Origin of the sequence: Aliikangiella coralliicola (genome assembly GCF_007004725.1) — a bacterium.
Lineage (GTDB): Bacteria > Pseudomonadota > Gammaproteobacteria > Enterobacterales > Kangiellaceae > Aliikangiella > Aliikangiella coralliicola.
This window is the reverse complement of the sequence record NZ_ML660174.1, coordinates 82799-101004: the sequence shown is the minus strand read 5'-3', so window position 1 is coordinate 101004 and position 18206 is coordinate 82799. Positions and strand designations below refer to the sequence as shown.

Below are 18206 nucleotides of genomic sequence, written 5' to 3'. Positions count from 1 at the left end.
TATCTTTTGGAATTAAAATGAAGTCATTTAAAGTCCCACATACCTTAGTTTTGCTCTTCTTAATGATGATTTTTGCCTACCTCCTAACTTGGGTATTGCCATCAGGCAACTTTGAGATGGCCACTAGTGAGAGCGGTAATAAAACCGTTGTGCCAGGCACATACCAGGTTAGTGAAACAGATGTTAATTTGCCTATCTGGAACTTATTTACAGTCATTCCAAGAGCGTTGGGAGAAGCCCAGGGGATCATCTTCTTCCTGTTTTTAATTGGTGGCTCAATCGCCGTTTTAAGATCAACCGGCGCAATCGATGCGGTTTTAGGGAAAATATTAAAACGATTTTCTCACAGACCGGCCTTATTATTATTTATGAGCACAGCAGCTTTCATGGTTGGTTCTTCAACGATAGGCATGGCTGAAGAATATATTCCGCTGGTCTTGATATTAATTACACTATGCATTTCATTAAAAATGGATACGGTATCTGCAGTAGGCTCCATGGTGATTGGCTATGGTGTCGGGTATGGAACTGCAATTCTAAATCCATTTACGGTTTTAGTCGCACAAGGTGTGGCAGAAATTCCACCAACATCAGGTTGGGCTTATCGGCTCATTATTTTTATTCCCTTTATGTTAATTGGTTTTCACCATCTGTGGAAATATGCCAGTAAAGTTCGCCAAACCCCATCAGCAAGTCTTGTTTATGATGTACCTGAAGCCCAACCACCTGAAGTGACCAACTATCCACAATTGGATAGAAGAAAGCTGGCAATCGTCGCATTAACTTTTGTCGCTCTGGTTGTCATGGTCGTTGGCATTGCTAAATATCATTGGTACTTCATTGAATTGGGTGCCATGTTTTTTGTACTCGCAATTATCATCAGTTTGATCGCGGGCCAAAAATTTGATGATGCGGCAAAAACTTTTACTCAAGGTGCAGCAGAGTTGACAGGTACCGCACTGCTTATCGGTTTTGCTCGTAGTATCGAGTTATTACTATCTGACGCACAAGTATTGCACACAGTGGTTAATGGGCTCGCAACCCCGTTAAGCGAAGTTGGCGCTGAATTTTCAGCTGTGGGCATGCTTTTAATTCAAAGTCTGCTTAATTTTTTCATTCCATCAGGCTCAGGTCAGGCTTATGTAACAATGCCAATCATGGCTCCCATTTCCGATCTGGTTGGTGTATCACGCCAGGTTGCGGTGTTAGCTTATCAAATGGGTGACGGCTTTATGAACATGGTTGTGCCAACTAACGCGGTGCTAATGGGTATTCTTGGAATGTGCGGAATTCCTTATGGTCGTTGGTTTAAATTTATTGCACCGTTAATACTGAAACTTTTTGTCGCCGGTAGTTTAGCTCTGATAATCGCAGTATTAATTGGATATCAATAATTGCAATTGTGACCTACTGCCCTGCGCGATCGCTATAAAGTATTCTTAGCCCTAACGATTTCGAGGGAGGTATGAGAACCTCTTAATTAGCTCAGCCTAGTCTGAGCTAACCTGGGCATTACTACAATCTAACTAATCAGGTTTATCTTCAATTGCACTCGTTGAAATTCGAGGTAAACCATTTTATTAGAACTATCACTTAAAACAACACTAACAATCATCGCCAAAGTTACGTACGACCCTCCCTCTACTGCCAACTCGAACAGCACCTGCATAGCTATCTCCTGGTTTGACGCCAAAATTTTGGTCTATACTCAAAAATATCTAATAGTCTTGGAAGTAATAGATATGGCCAGTATTGAAAGCATTATGACCCCTAATCCTGTGTTTGTTTCTCAGCACTCAAATATCAATAAAGCCAGAATGCTTATGGCAGAAAAAAAGGTCCGTCACTTACCCGTGAAAGACGCAAGTTCTGGGAAGTTAATTGGAATGGTTAGCCAAAAAGCGGTGTTGGCCCACGCGATCAAGGTGATCAATCAAAGAGGCTTTGAGCAACTTGAACACACCGAGAAATCAATGGATGTTGCCTCAATAATGGACGACTCCCCTGCCGTTTTTGACATATCTACTGAGCTTCTACCGGTCGCAAAGAGCTTACTTGAACAAAGAAGTGGCTGTATCGCCATTGAAAGTGAAGGCAAATTGGCGGGCGTAGTGACTTCCAGCGACTTTGTTAAGCTTGCTGTGCAAGAACTGGACAATTAGCTGTGAATGACAAACTCACTGTCTGGCCAAGCGAGTGTTTGTCATCTTTACTTCGAAGTCACTTCTCCAGGGATTAATATCCAACCCGCCGCGCCTTGTATATCTCGCATAAACAGACAGCTTCTGTGGCTCGCAAAATTTCTTTAAGTCACAAAATATTCTTTCGACACATTGCTCATGGAACTCATTGTGGGAGCGAAAAGAAACCAGGTAAGCCAGTAATTTTGCGCGATCGATTTGTGGGCCAAAATATCTGATCTGAATTGAAGCCCAGTCAGGCTGGCTGGTGATAAGACAATTACTTTTTAGCAGATGGCTGACCAGCGTTTCTTCAACCAAACTATCAGGCCGACAAGCATTAATCAGCAACTCCGGCTGATAATCATAGTTGTCTATTTCAATATCCTGATGATCGATTAACTCGCCGTTAAACTCAGACACAGCAAACAGGTCAAATTCCTGAGGACTGCACAGTTTCACCGATACTGGTTTTCCAGTCGCACGACTCAAATCGGTGGTAAGAATCGCGGCAACTTTCTCACTACTTTCAAAGGACGTCTGATTAAACGAATTCAAATACAGTTTGAAAGACTTGGACTCAACAATAAATTCACTACCAGCACTCACCCGAAACTCGGCGATTGCGACTTGCGGCAATCCCTTAGGGTTAAGCCAGCTTATTTCATAGGCGTTCCAAACATCTTCACCATTAAACTGTAAAAATCGCGAATCTAATTCATCACGTTTTTCACTACGAGGGATCGGAAACAATAGCTCAGGCGAATACTGGCTAATATACAGGGTGGGTTTGCCTAATGGATTTTCAGTCACCACTGTCAACCCTTGGTTTTATCAGGTCTGGGCAGCGGAAAAGCCGTGACAACATCGCCTTTTAGTTCACTGATTTTGGCGGTGCCCTGTTTTTCAACTTCATCAATGCGAATCACCGAATGCAGTGGTATATTAGTACGGCTAACACCTTCAAATTCCGCTTTCAGTTTTTCTTCTGCGGGATCAACAACCAAGCCTGAGCGCTCATCAAACAAAAGCTCTTCTACTTCAACGAATCCATACAAATGCCCCTGATGGACGCTATTCGCGTATACTTCATAGGTTTTTCCATTGTTAATGAAAACCACACGAAACACTGGTTTGTTCTCCACAAAAATCCTCATCCCAAATTTGAACCAATAAGTTGAATTTTATCATATAATAGCCGCCCACAATCAACCTGATCATTTAAAACTGAGAAATAGATAATGTGCCCCTCACCACTACCCGAAGCTGCAAAAATACGCCAACCACTTAAAGTGTCCGCTCAGATTTGTGGCGAAGATCTGGTATTTGAAACAAGCTTCGGCGTGTTTTCCCCCAAAGAAATCGATGAAGGCACTCGGCTTTTACTTAACTATCTGGAAGTTAAGCCAGAATATGACTGCCTTGATCTGGGTTGTGGGTATGGTCCTATCGGCATTTGGATGGCTCGGAAAGCAAGTGGTGGAAAAACCCTATTGCTTGATAAGGATTTCGTCGCAATAGAACACGCTAAGCAAAACATAGCGCTCAACAAAACAGACAATGCCAATGCAATGCTCAGTAACGGTTTTTCGGCACTAAACGATGAGAAATTTGATCTGATAGTGTCAAACATACCCGCAAAAGTCGGTAATGAGATGCTCTACCTGTTTTTATACGACGCATTTCACCACCTTAAACCCGGCGGTCAATTTGTGGTAGTCACAGTCAATGGATTACGCCATTTTTGTAAAAGAACCTTCAATGAAGTGTTCAATAACTACAAAAAAGTGAAGCAAGGAAAAACCTATACTGTATCTTCCGCAACAAAACTGTAGTTTGACCGTAAATTGAGAACACAATTTGAGATAATTGGCAAGAATTATGTCAAAAATAAGTAACTTTTTTAGAGAAAACAAGTGTTTAAAGTATTCCACAAAATCTGTGGATAACTTTGGGGAAAAGAATTATAAAACTGCTGCAATCCCGCATTATTACTTACCCTGTAATAAATTGGCTATATTTTAACCAGCATTTTTAAATCTTTTAAAAATCAATAACTTACGATATTTTTTAGGAAAATCAGCAAGTTACCGACGCTGTATTTTATTTGTGCAGAGCGCAACAAAACATCGAAAAATTTTCTGTGGATTTTTGTTGACACGTTACCCCAAAAATGTTCCAGATGACAAAAATATGACTAAAATTGGCGGTTGTTAGGAATTACGACTGATTCAACGTAAAGTACCCACTTACATGTCATAGAAAAGCGACAATTTGGCTCACAAAGTCTAGACTATAATCCAAAAAAAGGAGTAAAAAGTTGGTTTAATATTGCAAAAATAGATGATAAGAAATTAACCAAATGCAAGGAGTTGTTTAGCGTCCCTAATTATTATTAATCTTCCCTTTAACTCGCAAAAAACCAGTAACTCACCAAAATGGCAGCGATAATTCCCGCAAGATCAGCGAGCAACCCACAACCGATAGCATGGCGAACTCTTTTAATACCGACAGCGCCAAAATAAACCGTTAATACATAGAAAGTTGTCTCAGTACTTCCCTGCATAACCGCGGCCAATTTGCCGACAAAAGAATCGACACCATGGGTTGACATCGTTTCTAACATCATCGCCCTGGCCCCGCTACCACTGAATGGTTTCATAATAGCCGTAGGTAGTGCTTCAATAAAACCGGTATCAATACCAAAGAAAACAAATATCCAGCTGACAGCTTCTATCACAACTTCTAACACACCCGATGCCCGCAATACCCCAATCGCTACCAACATAGCAACCATATAAGGAATAATGCGCACCGCGATATCGAAACCCTCTTTAGCGCCTTCGATAAACCCATCATAAACGGCAATCTTACGGATGTAGGCCATTAATAAAATGGCGACAATTGCGCTAAACAATAGCCCATTACCAACACCGGCTGAGAGTTCAGCTAATTTTTCTGACGGTAAGCTGCTCAATCCCCAGAAAAGCGAACCAATAAATACGATTAACGCGGCAAAATAAGCGCCAATAACCCGGTTAAATAAGTTAATTTTTTGAATCAATGCAACCGCTAAAAGGCCCACGGTGCTGGAAACAATAGTGGCAAGTAAAATCGGCAAAAACACTTCTGCAGGCGACACCGCTCCCTGCTGAAAACGGTACATAATAATAGTAATCGGAAAAATGGTAACTGAAGAAGTATTTAAAACCAGGAACAATATCTGCGCGTTACTGGCCGCCTGTTTGTTAGGGTTAATTTCTTGCAAACTTTGCATCGCCCTGATCCCCATCGGCGTAGCGGCATTATCAAGCCCTAACATGTTAGAGGCCATATTCATTGTGACGTATCCCAGTGCAGGATGTCCCTTAGGAACTTCAGGCATTAACCGATTAAACAAGGGAGACAATATTCTTGATAAACCGTTTGCCAATCCCGAGTGTTCCGCTAATTTAAGAATGCCACACCAAAAAGCCAAAACGCCAATCAGTCCGATCGCAATATCAACACTCAGTTTTGCCATTGAAAATATACTTTCAACCACCGAATTGAAAACGGCGATATCGCCTAGAATTAGCCAGTGGTAAAGACAAGCAATAAAGGAAACCAGAAAAAAGCTAAGCCAAAGTCTATTAAGCATTATAAATTGTTGTTTTTTAAGGTTGATTAACGCCAACTGCGTTTGATAGTACGCACTCAAACGGACAAATTCAATTAAAGCCGTTTATTTAATTTCTTTTGATCAATAAGATATTGAGCAATCAAACTTACCGTAATCCCTTAAATAGCAGCGTGTTTGAAGGTCAATCACACAATTTGCTATTGTCCCGAACCTTATTTTTGTATAATCCCCCACCAATTGATTATTGAGTTAACCTGTAAAAGGGTTTACCTGCGCAGCATCCGGTTATATTAGCAATGAGTGATATACTATCCATCGATAGAAAAAACAAGACAGAGTTTAATAAACTCCAAAAGCGTTTACGACGAAATGTAGGTCGCGCCATAGACGACTTTAACATGATCGAAGACGGCGACAAGATTATGGTTTGCTTATCTGGCGGAAAAGATAGTTATACTATGCTGGAAATTTTGCTTAATCTGCAAAAAAGTGCGCCAATTCAGTTTGAGATTGTTGCTGTTAACCTTGATCAAAAACAACCGGGATTTCCCGAAACCGTATTACCAGACTATCTCTCTTCGTTAAATATCCCATTTCATATTATCGAGGAAGACACCTACAGTATCGTGCGTGAAAAAATTCCAGAAGGAAAAACAACCTGCTCACTCTGCTCCAGATTGCGACGCGGTATCATTTACTCATGGGCACAAGAAAATAAGATCACCAAAATTGCCCTTGGACACCATCGTGAAGATATTATGGAAACACTTTTTCTGAATATGTTTTTTGGTGGAAAAATGAAATCAATGCCGCCTAAGCTGCTGAGCGATGACGGAAAAAATACCGTTATTCGCCCACTGGCCTATTGCAAGGAATCTGATGTAGCTAAGTTTGCCGAGTTAAAAGAATTCCCTATCATTCCATGTAATCTTTGTGGCTCTCAGGAAAATCTTCAGAGAAAAAACATTAAGCAAATGCTTAAATCCTGGGAAAATCAGTTTCCCGGAAGAATTGAAAATATTTTTAAATCAATCAGCAATGTAGCGCCTTCACACTTAATGGATCGCGATCTTTTTCCATTTCAAGATTTAACCAATGACATGCAAGTCAAGCGCGAAGCCGAAACACTTTTCGATGAGCCAGAAATTTCATCAAGTGACAAGCAAGCAAACGCAGTCGAAATTCAAGTGAAAGCAATTTAACGTCCAGTTTACAGCTGGATTATTCCCTCAAAAAATTCATTAATAATATATTGATTTAAAAGATGGGTTGCCGTCAAACAGACGGCAACCTCAATCAATAAAGAGATCCGAAAATACTAAAAAGTATATCGCGCTCCTATAACAAAATTCCTTCCAACTCTTGGTGCCAGATCCTTTAAGAAAGAGGCATGATCTCGCGCTTCTTCGTCGAGTAAATTCTTGCCTTTAAAGAACAGAAATAATTCGTCCTGTGCAAACGGAAGCCGATACGCGATGTCTAAATCAACAATGTCAAATCCCTCTGTCGGCAACTCATTATCACTGACATTCTTTTGATCTTGGTAGTGTAACCAGTTTAAATCGGCAGAAAGCGCTTTAAAATCGTAGCGGAAAGCTGCACCGACTTTAACCGGCGGAATTCTTGGAATATACCCACCACTATCCAACTTGGCTTCAACATAATCTCCTACAAAACCAAGCGCAAACTGATGCTCATTAATATTTCCGAGTGGGATCTCTAACTGTAATTCAATACCTTTAAAATCAGCATCAGTCTGTTTATAACAGACCAGTTGAAGTTCTTCTTCAGCCGCCTCAGTCGATGCTTCTGCGGAAACACAGGGATCAGTATCCGCAACATTAGCCGCATAAATAAAATCACTAAACTGATTGTAATAAAGGTTTAATTCGCCGCTCACTTTTTCGGTTTCAAACCGGTAGGAAAAATCCAGATTGTTTGAAATTTCTTTATCCAAATTTGCGTTGCCAATCTCAAATGAACGAGTAGCGATATGCGGGCCTTCAGAATAAAGTTCCTCGACACTCGCGAAACGAATAGCGCGAGAAAAATTAAACGCTATTTTATTGTGAATACCTAATGAATAAACCGTTCCTACCGAAGCACTAACACCACTTTCATCTGTGTCATTCGCTCCCATGACAGAGATAGATTGCGACTCAAAGCGTGCACCAAGCTCCCACTTAAGGTCACCATAATTTTTTTCTTCAACGATAAACAAAGCGCGAGACTTCGTGACAGATGGCGGAACAAATGCTTCTTCGCCGATTGCGGCAAAATCTCTTTCGCTGATTTGAATGCCCAATACACCAGACCAGTCATTCCAGGCGTCATGTTTTATATAAGATTTAAGCTCCCACGCTTCGTTATCAAAATGTGTACCTATTTCATCACCTTCAATTTCCATGTGTTCATAATCAGTGTATGCATAGCCCACAAATAATTGCGCAATATTTGGCATAGGTGAATTAAACTGTGCCTGTAGATCGTAGCGAGTCTGTTTCATATCGATCAGCACCGCTTCTTCTTCGTGCTCTTCATGTTCTTCTTCTTCGTGCTCTTCCTCACCTTCCTCATGCTCTTCTTCATGATGAGCGTGACCAGGAACGCCGTACTCTTTATCGATTTTACTTACAGCGAGACCAACATGGCCCCAGCTACGAACGAAGGTTGTTCCAATGCTCCCGCCTTGAGTTTCAACAGCGCTATTTTCTAATACCCCAACAGCCTCTTCTTCGTGCTCTTCTTCATGTTCACCTTCAGCCTCCTCCGATTCGTGAAGAATTTCTGACTCTGCAAGGCCCGGAATTTCCAGATCATCGGTCGAGTTAGTATATCCGTCGATATGCCAGTTCCAACCGTTGCTTCCACCGTCAAGAGTAAACACGACAGATTCTTCACCAGTGGCACCATCGCCGAGCCGCATTTCGACTCCGCCACTCACTCCCTCGAGAGAGTCGGCATTAATCTTACGGTCAGTCGCGTTAACGACTCCGCCAATTGCACCGCTTCCATATAGCAAAGTGGCAGGTCCTTTGACTACTTCGATCTGGTCAGCGAGTAATGGCTCTATACCAACATCGTGATCGGCACTTGTCGTGGATGCATCTTGCACGATCATCTGGTTATTAGTGACTTTCACTCTATCACCAGCTAAGCCGCGGATAACTGGGCGTGAAACAGCAGGACCAAAAGAAGATACGCTGAGTCCCGGTTCAAACTGAAGAATTTCGCCGAGTGTACCGGCGCGCTTCATCACCAATTCTTCACCGGCGAGAATAACTGTTGGCGTGGCCATATCTAACGATGTATGTTCAAGCGGATTGGCTCTTACAACAATTTTATGTTCGGGTTCGCTTTGCAAAGAAATCAAAATTGGTGCTTGTTGCCCGTCGACAACTTCAATTTCCTGATGAAAATGCGCCTGATTTCCTGCTTTTACATCAAGCGTATATCGGCCGACATCTAAATCAATCTGAAACTGACCATTGTCGTCGGTTTTTACTTTTATTTGGCTTCCTCTAACCTCCAACACGGCATTTGCCAAAGGTTCACCACTCGCATTACTAACCTCTCCGCGAATCACTTTCGCAGAAACACCACTACCCCAAATTGCTGCACATACAGCAGCACAAATTACTGACTTTTTCATTAATCTACTCCAAAAGAACGAATCTCGGAAATGCGTAAAACATCCGAGAACTAATTAAACTTGTTAAATAAAATAAATCAGGAGTAGAGAGGTGGTGCCCTGGGCGGGTTACCTTTGGGGAGTTGTAATGCTTTCGAGGAAACAAATTCAGTTGCTAAGCTGAGTACATCTAGCTCAAGTGGAAGCGTTTTTTCGTCGCCGTCGGCATGAACAAAATCATCAAGCTGAGTTGCCTGACTCAAACAAAGGTGGTTTCCACTTGACAGCAAATGTTCTGAACTAAATTCATGATGCAACGCAGTCGACTGAACGGCAAGCCATCCAACCAATAGTATTAACGCTGTTATTGAATTTCGTTTGTTAAACACTTTAAGTTTTCTTTAGTTACTGTTTTTCTAATTACTGCTACAAATGAAACTGTCATTTCGTTTTAAAATAAGGACATCCCATATTTATAAACAAAAAATCACTATAAACAAAAACCACATATTCGGTTAAAAGTCGACCAGATAACTCATTTAGAGAATCTAATCGACGAATGTTGCCAGAATGTGACCTGACTTATCAAGTAATTCTTACACATTCTCGTAACAAACAGTTAAAACATCGATAGAACCATATTATTATAACTTAATATTCTTGCGCAAAAAATTCAGACAGACTAATCGAGCGAATGTGTGGTCAACCGACACTGCTCTCCACCCCATCATTTCTCGCACGAATATTACTTTAACAATTCATGTCCTTCGGGTAATTGCTTGGAAATCCACAAAGCTAACTTATGCTTCATATTCAGCTGATTTTCTTGATCTTTTGCGAGCGGCTGGACAAGTTTATCGTGAACTAACAAACGATAGAGACTTTCTATTTTTTGTTTCGCAGAATCAGTTCCTGAAAACCCTTTATAGCCGCGATTCTTCGCATATTTTTCACCGATTTCAATTGCTTTTTTTAGCAACGCTGTTTCATTTTTTATCTTTTTCATAATCGATTTCTCTGCGCCAGTTGATCTTTGCAACACCATAATGGAACCGGGTATCATTGTAAACCAGCGCGTTTTTCCTCAAATGAGGCAAAGTTTAATATTTTGTTGCACTTCATCTAAAACTTTTAGGACAAAAAACGTCTAACCACTGGAAATACCGAGTATTATCAGTTAAAAATGCACCCCAATTCGAAAAATTATTACAAAAGGCCGTATTCGTATGTTATTGAATGAGACCAATTCATCATTAAAAGACAGTTTCGCTCAGCTAAAAACCAATCTCTGTCAACAGATAATTGGCCAGGAGTCACTTGTTGACCGTTTAATGATCGCTTTATTGGCAGATGGCCACCTGATTGTCGAAGGAGCTCCTGGATTAGCCAAAACACGTGCCATTAATGCCCTATCCAAAAGTATTGAAGGCAACTTTCATCGCATACAGTTTACCCCTGATTTGCTGCCTGCCGATTTAACTGGAACTGAAATTTACCGGCCTCAAGACGGCAGTTTCCGCTTCGAAAAAGGCCCGTTATTCCACAATCTAGTTCTGGCTGACGAAATCAATCGTGCTCCGGCCAAAGTTCAATCAGCGCTACTCGAAGCCATGGCTGAAAGACAGGTCACTGTTGGCAGCAAAACATATAAATTACCTGAGTTGTTCCTGGTCATGGCAACGCAGAACCCGATCGAGCAGGAAGGAACTTACCCACTTCCAGAAGCACAACTTGATCGATTTTTAATGCACGTAAAAGTTGACTATCCAGACGCGAGTGCTGAAGCCGAAATACTCAAGTTGACACGCGCCGAAGCACACAAAGCATACCAGGACGACGAACAAATTGTACTTAAGCAGGAAGATTTATTTGTCGCACGGGATCAAGTTCTCGACATTCACATGTCTGAGCAATTGGAAGCCTATATAATCCAACTAATTGTTAACACCAGAGACACAGCATCGTTAGATAAAGATCTAAACCGGTGGCTTGATTATGGTGCGAGTCCGCGTGCTACGATTTCTCTTGATCGTTGCGCGCGTGCAGCTGCATGGTTGGCCGGTAGAGATTATGTCACACCAGAAGATATTCAAAATATGGCCTACGATATTTTGCGTCATCGATTAATACTCACCTACGAAGCGGAAGCGGAAGGCGTTAACACAGATATGGTTATCAATCGACTTATTCAGATTACGCCGGTTGCCTGATTAAAATTGATGTTGGAGAGGTTAAAATTAACAGCATATTTTAAAGTTATTAAACGCTCTTTACGAACTTATGTAACCACTAACCCGGTAGGATTTGGAATAAATTAATGACAGTTTGGTCAAAACCATCACATAAATTTGCTACCAGTACACAAGAAGAACTGCCAGAGGATTTCAAATTTGGTATCGACTTATCCTTGGGCCAGCTGATAGAAACGCGCAACAAACCAGTTATCCAATGGCTTGCGCCCGATTCGCGAGTAAAAACCAATCGTGTCGGTGGATTTCGTTCTCGCTTTAAAGGCCGCGGAATGGATTTTGACGAAGTTCGTCTCTATCAAATCGGTGACGACATTCGCAATATTGACTGGAAAGTCACTGCCCGCACCGGCGAAGCTCACACAAAACTATTTAAAGAAGAAAGAGAACGGCCTGTATTTGTTGTACTCGACCAAATGCCTAATATGTTTTTTGGCACTGCAGAGGTATTCAAGTCAGTCGTCGCCAGCAAAATAGCCGCCCAGCTGATGTGGAATACTTTGTCCAACGGCGATCGATTTGGTGCTTTGTTATTTTCCCAATCAAACCATGTGGAGATGAAGCCATCGAGTAATCGCAGAAACTGCATGCGTTTATTAAATCGAATCGTTGAAAACCATCAAAAGATTCTTAACCTGACATTCGGCGAGCAAAAAACAGTCGGCAAAGAAGATACTTCGCAGGTTGATAGTCAATTTAGTCAGACATTAAAACGTCTCAAGTTTCTAGCTAAGCCGGGAACGCTGATTCACATTGTTAGCGACTTCAATCAGTTTGACGAGAGTTGTCAAAGACATTTAAGTAAACTCTCTCAACACGCCGACATTCATTGCATTCAGATAAGTGATCCCATAGAAAGAGAGTTACCCCCTGACGGCTTATATGGAATTACCGATGGCACCACTAATGGATTTTTAAATACTCAACAAAAGGGTATGAGAGAAAATTACCGACAAGCCTTCGAAAATAAAATTGAACTCGTAAAAGATTTCGCGCTCAGCCACCGTGGAGCTTTTTCTCAGGTGGATACTAACTTCAAGCAGCAATCTGTCGGCCAGCACCAAACTAATAGTGGTCGCGCGCTAAACGAAAAAATGGATGCCTCCGGTAACAACAATATGTCGGGAGGTCGCCGATGAACCAGGCTGAAAATCCTCTCGATCAACTAAGAGACATTCATTTACCAGAACAGATTAATCAATTGCAACTCGCCCCCGGCTGGTGGTTTTTAATTGCCTTGGCGTTATTCCTGGTTGCTTTTATTATTTATCGCTGGTACAAAAAACGTCGCTCACTCTACTTGCTAAAACCAGCCAATGAAGAACTCAATCAAATTGCGCAACTTCATCCTGATAATCAGGCAATCGCAAAACTATCGGCCTTACTAAAACGTATTTGCCTGCTGTATTTTCCTGCACAACAAGTGGCGGCGCTTTCTGGAAATCATTGGATCAGTTTTCTCAATCAGCAATACTCAGAACAAAATCCAAAAGGTAATCATCAGTTGTTGTTTAGTGAAGAACAGCAACAAGTTTTTAGTGAGAAAATATATCAAGCCAATGCACAGGTTGATCATCATCTCTGGCAATCATTAATTGATACTAGCCGAACGGCTATCGATACGATTATTCGTAAACAAGCCGGTATTCGCAAACAGGCCGGGGAACAAAAACTATGATTCAGATCGCCTATCCCCTGGTATTTTTGTTGATACCGCTACCACTAATTATCTGGTTGTTTACAAAATCAAGACAACCTCAACTGTCCCCTATTCGAACACCTTTGTTTGCCAAATGGCAGGCGATGCAACAGGCTCACTCAACCACATCAAGTAGTTTTTTAAAACGTTTACTCGTGTTTTTAACCTGGGTTGCACTAGTCACCGCAGCGGCAAGAATTCAATGGATTGATGAACCCATCGAGTTGCCGGTTAGCGGTCGAGACCTGCTTCTTAGTATTGATATTTCTGGCAGTATGGAAGAAGAAGATTTGAAACTGGCTGGTCGCCCGGCTAATCGACTTGAGGTGGTTAAATCTATTATTACGCAGTTTATTGAGAAACGTGAAGGCGATCGACTTGGTTTAGTGCTGTTTGGCGAAAACGCTTATTTACAAACGCCGCTGACATTTGATTTAACAACTGTAAAACACATGTTAAGTGAAACCGAAATAGGACTGGCGGGCGCCTCTCGAACTGCGGTTGGCGATGGTATTGGATTGGCGGTAAAAAGACTGAGAGAACGTCCCGAACAAAATCGCGTTTTAATTTTGTTAACCGATGGTCGAAATAACTCAGGCGAACTCGATCCAATAGAAGCGGCGAAGCTCGCCCAGCATGCTGGTGTAAAAATTTATACCATTGGTGTTGGCGCAGATGAAGTAATACGCCGCTCATTATTGTTTGGAACAACCAAATTTAATCCATCAGCTGAACTCGACGAGAAAACACTCAAGCAAGTCGCTCAACTAACCGGCGGCCAATATTTCCGCGCACGGAGTACTAACGAACTTGCAAAAATTTATGATTTACTCGATCAATTAGAACCCGTTGAAGATGAACCAGAAACTTATCGTCCAGTTCAAGAATTATATTTTTACCCGGGTTTGGCGGCACTTATTTTATTAATGCTACCCATACTGTTTAATTTGTTCTCCGAGTTACTAACGTCCATTAACAAAACTTCTAGCAAGAAATCTTTTGTTGAAACACCTCAGAGCAAACGAAAAAACATGACGAATGTGGAGCGTTCAAATGCCCATTGAAATAACTGATTTTCATTTTTTACGCCCTTATTTATTGTGGCTGCTGATTCCGGTGTTACTGATCGTTTTCTATCTGAAACACAGTGCCAGAAAACAATCAGCCTGGCAAAATGTGATTTCCCCTCACCTGCTCGAATTTCTGTTTGTCAGTGGCGAAAAAAATAAAGTTCGATCATCTATCTGGTTAGTCGGATTATTAGCCTGCTCGATTATAATAGCGATTAGTGGACCGAGCGTGAGACAAAAAGCAGTACCTGTTTTTGAAACCGAAAACGCACAGGTTATTCTGCTCGATCTTTCATTGTCAATGGATGCGACGGATATCAAACCATCACGTCTTGAACGAGCAAAGTTCAAGTTACTCGACGTACTTAACCAAACAAAAGAAGGCACAGTTGCACTCGTTGTCTATGCTGGTGACGCCTTTGTGATCAGCCCATTGACGTCGGACTCAAATACAATTGCTAATATGGTTCCGACACTTTCAACCAGAATAATGCCAGTGTTAGGAAGCCGTCCTGATGTTGCCATCAACCAATCAATTGAGTTGTTAAAAAATGCAAAACACACCAGAGGCAGTATTATCTGGCTGACCGACGGTGTCGAGAGCAAGTTTGTTGATCCTATTATTTCAAGCGTTCAACAAAGTCATTACCAATTGTCTATTTTGGCTGTTGGAACTGAACAAGGTGCTCCTATTCCTTTGCCCGATGGCAATGGTTTTTTAAAAGATAACAGCGGCGCGATTGTCATTCCTAAGCTGGAAGCTTCTTCATTAATCGAAATCTCCGAAAAAACCAATGCTGGTTATGTTAAGTTGACAGCGGACGATAAAGACATTGAATACTTACAAAGACACCAGCAATGGCAAGCTGAAAATTCAGACGAAGCTGAAGAAGGAAATCAGGCACTCAGTCGTTGGATTGATGATGGTTATTGGATAATCTGGCTAGCATTATCCCTATTGCTAGTGAAAATTATCCGCCAACCGTCAGGACAATTTAACCAGGTAAATATCGGGATAACTGTTTTGTTAACGTTTGGCCTGATGACCCCACAGCCAGTTCAGGCAGTTTCATGGGATGATCTCTGGTTTACCAAAAACCAACAAGCCGACAAAGCCTATGCACAGGGCAACTATGAAAAAGCCGCTGAACTCTATGAAAATCAACAGTGGCAGGCAACTTCTCAATATCGAAATGGCAATTTTGCCGAAGCAGCGAATAATTTCGATCCTGAGCAATCAATTCAGTCGCTATATAACCACGCTACCAGCATGGCGAAATCACAACAGTTGCAGCCGGCACTAGACGCCTATAATCAGCTTCTGGAAAAACAGCCTGATCACGAAGACGCACAATTTAATAAAAAAATTATTGAAGACATGCTAAAGCAGCAACAGCAACAAAACCAACAGCAAAAAGATCAGGAATCTGATCAACAAAACAAAGATCAACAGTCACAGGATTCTGAATCAGACTCTCAAGAACAACAAAAAAGTGATGAAAATTCTGAGCAACAACAGGAAAATCAACAGCAAGAGCAACAACAAAGCGCTGAAGAACAAGAACAGCAAGAAGCTGAACAAAAAGAAATGGAAATGACGGAAGACCAGCGAAATAAATCCGAAAAAGATCAAGCTTTAGAGCATTGGCTGGAAAAAATCCCAGATGATCCCGGTGGTCTGCTACGTCGAAAAATGTATCGAGAATATCAACGCCGAGGGCGTCAACAAAAAGAAGAGAAACTTTGGTAATGCAATCAATGAGACTGACACTAAAACGCCCAAAAATTAAACTTTCGATGATTAAGTTTCTTGCTCTATTTCTATTGCTTGTAAGCAATACGGTTTCAGCTAAATTAACTCAAACCATCGATAGAACCGATATTTCTGCCGGTGAAACATTTGTCCTTGATATTCAAATAGATGGAGAGACAAATGTACAGCCAGACCTATCGTTAATCCCTTCTAGTTTTACCATTGTCTCAAATAGCCAATACCAACATACACAAATTGTAAATGGCAGTCGTTCAGCGATTAAGGGCTGGAAAATAAAATTAAAAACCCTGCAAACAGGCAAAGTCACCATACCTTCAATAACGGTAGGCAATGAGTCAACCAAACCCATTGTTTTGACCATAAAAGATTCCTCAGATCAATTAGATCTCAACGGTCAGTCAAAAGCGATTTTCCTCGAAGCTGAAGTTGACCAGGAAGACGCCTACGTACAACAACAGATAATATACACTATCAGCCTTTATCGTTCAGTGAATACGCATTATGCCAGTCTGACCGAACCAACGGCCGAAAATAGCATTGTTGAAAAACTTGGCGACGATGTTCAATTTGAGAAAATGATTAATAATAGAAGGTATATTGTCACGAAACGAAAATACGCAATTTTCCCACAACAAAGCGGAAATTTGCTTATCAGCCCCGTCAGTTTCACTGCCGATGTTAATGACAACAGTCAGCGCCGACGCAGTGTTTTTCTTAATTCGACCCGTCCAGTCAGTATTACCACTAAACCGATTAATTTAGCAGTTAAACCCAAACCAGCTTCTGCATCTAATCCCTGGTTACCTGCGCAAAATGTGATTTTAGCGGACAAATGGACACCGACGACGAATGAATTAAAAGTTGGTGAACCTGTCACCTGGACCTTGCTTATGACAGTTCAAGGTTTAAGTGAATCTCAACTACCGGAACTCTCTCTACCGACGATCGATGGTTTGCAACTCTACCCCGACACACCGCAGAAAGAACGCCAGATTGATGGCAAAGGTATTATGGGCCAGCGAATAGAAAAATATGCAGTTATCCCCTCAAAGGAAGGAACCATCACAATCCCGGAAATTAAGCTTAATTGGTGGGACACCGTTAATAATGTCCAGAAAACAGCGATTTTACCGTCTAAAACATTTAATGTGCTAGCTGGAGAAGCTATCACTAAAGAACCACAACCAGTTGATTTACCACCCATTGGTGTAGACAGCGATCTAACAACGCCAGTAAACGATAAAGCGTTAAAACAATGGCAAATGATCTCTGCCGGACTACTCGCGCTTTGGTTATTGACTTTAATTGCCTACTTTAACAAAAAGTCAGGTGTGCCCAAAAACAGCGCAAAGACGAAAAAGGCCCAGGACAAAATCGTTGGAGAGTCTCAAAAGGAAAATTTAAGACTTGCTCGTAAAGCCATCAATAATGGAGACCTTGTTGAGTTGGAGAAAACAATAATTAACCTGGTTAAAAGTCTTGGTTATTCAAATATTCATTCAATCGGCTCACTCAGCAATCAGGTGTCAAATCAAGAGTTGATCGACAAGTTAAATTCTCTTGAAGCTGGACTTTATTCTGCAACGCAAAAAAATCACTCAATCGTGCTCGAAAATAAAGATTTAGACCTATTGATTAATGAGATATCCGGCCAACGTAGTAGCAAGGGCTCCGAGTCCATTCCTCCGCTGTACCCCAGATAACTCCGTCGCTAGAGCAATTTCAAAGCGCTAAATTTTCGCAATTTAGTGCTTTACTTTATCCCCCTCCATCTATATATTGTGTCGCATGCAGAAGCCATGCTACCAGATATAGTGATTATCAGGTTTGTAAATAATTTCTGCTTGTCTACACTTAAATAACATTTTACTCAGTGTTTAGTCACAGACTTACACACAATCTTGGCGTAGTTAGCTTACTTTTATGACATTAGACTGACTCTAAAGCCATAATTAAGCGAACTCACAAAGACGAAAATACG

General features: G+C 41.3%; 17 protein-coding genes. 10 read left to right on the top strand and 7 right to left on the bottom strand.

Annotated features, from left to right (window positions below; all coding sequences use genetic code 11):
- Positions 1 to 17 precede the first annotated feature (17 nt).
- On the top strand, positions 18 to 1394 hold the full coding sequence (locus tag FLL46_RS26600) for a YfcC family protein (RefSeq protein ID WP_142935434.1): 1377 nt from the start codon (positions 18 to 20) through the stop codon (positions 1392 to 1394).
- A gap of 128 nt (positions 1395 to 1522) precedes the next feature.
- On the opposite strand, the gene FLL46_RS27250 is transcribed toward FLL46_RS26600, so the two are convergent.
- On the bottom strand, positions 1523 to 1669 hold the full coding sequence (locus FLL46_RS27250; RefSeq protein WP_168204331.1) for a hypothetical protein: 147 nt from the start codon (positions 1667 to 1669) through the stop codon (positions 1523 to 1525).
- A gap of 73 nt (positions 1670 to 1742) precedes the next feature.
- Between FLL46_RS27250 and FLL46_RS26595 the strand changes: the two genes are divergently transcribed.
- Entirely contained in the window at positions 1743 to 2162 is a 420-nt protein-coding gene (locus FLL46_RS26595) for a CBS domain-containing protein (protein ID WP_142935432.1), read from the top strand.
- 15 nt (positions 2163 to 2177) lie between these two features.
- Here FLL46_RS26595 and queF read toward each other — a convergent pair whose 3' ends face one another.
- Positions 2178 to 2993 carry an NADPH-dependent 7-cyano-7-deazaguanine reductase QueF gene (gene queF / locus FLL46_RS26590; RefSeq protein ID WP_246119412.1) on the bottom strand — a complete coding sequence of 272 codons (816 nt, stop codon included), beginning with the start codon at positions 2991 to 2993 and terminating at the stop codon, positions 2178 to 2180.
- 5 nt (positions 2994 to 2998) lie between these two features.
- Positions 2999 to 3325, bottom strand: coding sequence for a DUF1820 family protein (locus tag FLL46_RS26585; RefSeq protein ID WP_246119411.1), 327 nt, complete (start codon positions 3323 to 3325; stop codon positions 2999 to 3001).
- 96 nt (positions 3326 to 3421) lie between these two features.
- On the opposite strand from FLL46_RS26585, the gene FLL46_RS26580 reads away from it, so the two are divergent.
- The gene (locus FLL46_RS26580; RefSeq protein WP_142935427.1) at positions 3422 to 4015 is read left to right on the top strand and encodes a class I SAM-dependent methyltransferase; all 594 of its coding nucleotides are present in this window, start codon (positions 3422 to 3424) and stop codon (positions 4013 to 4015) included.
- A gap of 572 nt (positions 4016 to 4587) precedes the next feature.
- Here FLL46_RS26580 and FLL46_RS26575 read toward each other — a convergent pair.
- The gene (locus FLL46_RS26575) at positions 4588 to 5820 is read right to left on the bottom strand and encodes a nucleoside recognition domain-containing protein (protein ID WP_142935425.1); all 1233 of its coding nucleotides are present in this window, start codon (positions 5818 to 5820) and stop codon (positions 4588 to 4590) included.
- 278 nt (positions 5821 to 6098) lie between these two features.
- Between FLL46_RS26575 and ttcA the strand changes: the two genes are divergently transcribed.
- Positions 6099 to 7004, top strand: a complete 906-nt coding sequence (gene ttcA / locus FLL46_RS26570; protein ID WP_142935423.1) for a tRNA 2-thiocytidine(32) synthetase TtcA — start codon at positions 6099 to 6101, stop codon at positions 7002 to 7004.
- A gap of 116 nt (positions 7005 to 7120) precedes the next feature.
- On the opposite strand, the gene FLL46_RS26565 is transcribed toward ttcA, so the two are convergent.
- The 3 genes from FLL46_RS26565 to FLL46_RS26555 form a co-directional block, all read right to left on the bottom strand.
- Complete coding sequence (locus FLL46_RS26565) at positions 7121 to 9454, bottom strand: TonB-dependent receptor (protein WP_142935421.1); 2334 nt, start codon at positions 9452 to 9454, stop codon at positions 7121 to 7123.
- A 77-nt stretch (positions 9455 to 9531) separates the two neighbouring features.
- Complete coding sequence (locus tag FLL46_RS26560; protein WP_142935419.1) at positions 9532 to 9822, bottom strand: hypothetical protein; 291 nt, start codon at positions 9820 to 9822, stop codon at positions 9532 to 9534.
- A gap of 356 nt (positions 9823 to 10178) precedes the next feature.
- Positions 10179 to 10439 (bottom strand): DUF5062 family protein, encoded by a 261-nt coding sequence (locus tag FLL46_RS26555; protein WP_142935417.1) that lies wholly within the window; start codon positions 10437 to 10439, stop codon positions 10179 to 10181.
- 220 nt (positions 10440 to 10659) lie between these two features.
- Between FLL46_RS26555 and FLL46_RS26550 the strand changes: the two genes are divergently transcribed.
- The 6 genes from FLL46_RS26550 to FLL46_RS26525 all read left to right on the top strand — a co-directional run bounded on the left by FLL46_RS26550 (position 10660) and on the right by FLL46_RS26525 (position 17928).
- A complete protein-coding gene (locus FLL46_RS26550) occupies positions 10660 to 11643 on the top strand; it encodes an AAA family ATPase (RefSeq protein ID WP_142935415.1) in 984 nt (327 codons plus the stop codon).
- A 107-nt stretch (positions 11644 to 11750) separates the two neighbouring features.
- The gene (locus FLL46_RS26545) at positions 11751 to 12821 is read left to right on the top strand and encodes a DUF58 domain-containing protein (RefSeq protein ID WP_142935413.1); all 1071 of its coding nucleotides are present in this window, start codon (positions 11751 to 11753) and stop codon (positions 12819 to 12821) included.
- Positions 12818 to 13360 carry a DUF4381 domain-containing protein gene (locus tag FLL46_RS26540; RefSeq protein WP_142935411.1) on the top strand — a complete coding sequence of 181 codons (543 nt, stop codon included), beginning with the start codon at positions 12818 to 12820 and terminating at the stop codon, positions 13358 to 13360. Before FLL46_RS26545 ends, FLL46_RS26540 begins: the two co-directional genes overlap by 4 nt.
- Positions 13357 to 14445, top strand: coding sequence for a vWA domain-containing protein (locus FLL46_RS26535; protein WP_142935409.1), 1089 nt, complete (start codon positions 13357 to 13359; stop codon positions 14443 to 14445). Before FLL46_RS26540 ends, FLL46_RS26535 begins: the two co-directional genes overlap by 4 nt.
- Positions 14435 to 16201, top strand: coding sequence for a vWA domain-containing protein (locus tag FLL46_RS26530; RefSeq protein WP_168204330.1), 1767 nt, complete (start codon positions 14435 to 14437; stop codon positions 16199 to 16201). The genes FLL46_RS26535 and FLL46_RS26530 overlap by 11 nt, the downstream gene beginning before the upstream one ends.
- Positions 16201 to 17928, top strand: a complete 1728-nt coding sequence (locus FLL46_RS26525) for a BatD family protein (RefSeq protein WP_142935405.1) — start codon at positions 16201 to 16203, stop codon at positions 17926 to 17928. Before FLL46_RS26530 ends, FLL46_RS26525 begins: the two co-directional genes overlap by 1 nt.
- Positions 17929 to 18206: the final 278 nt, after the last annotated feature.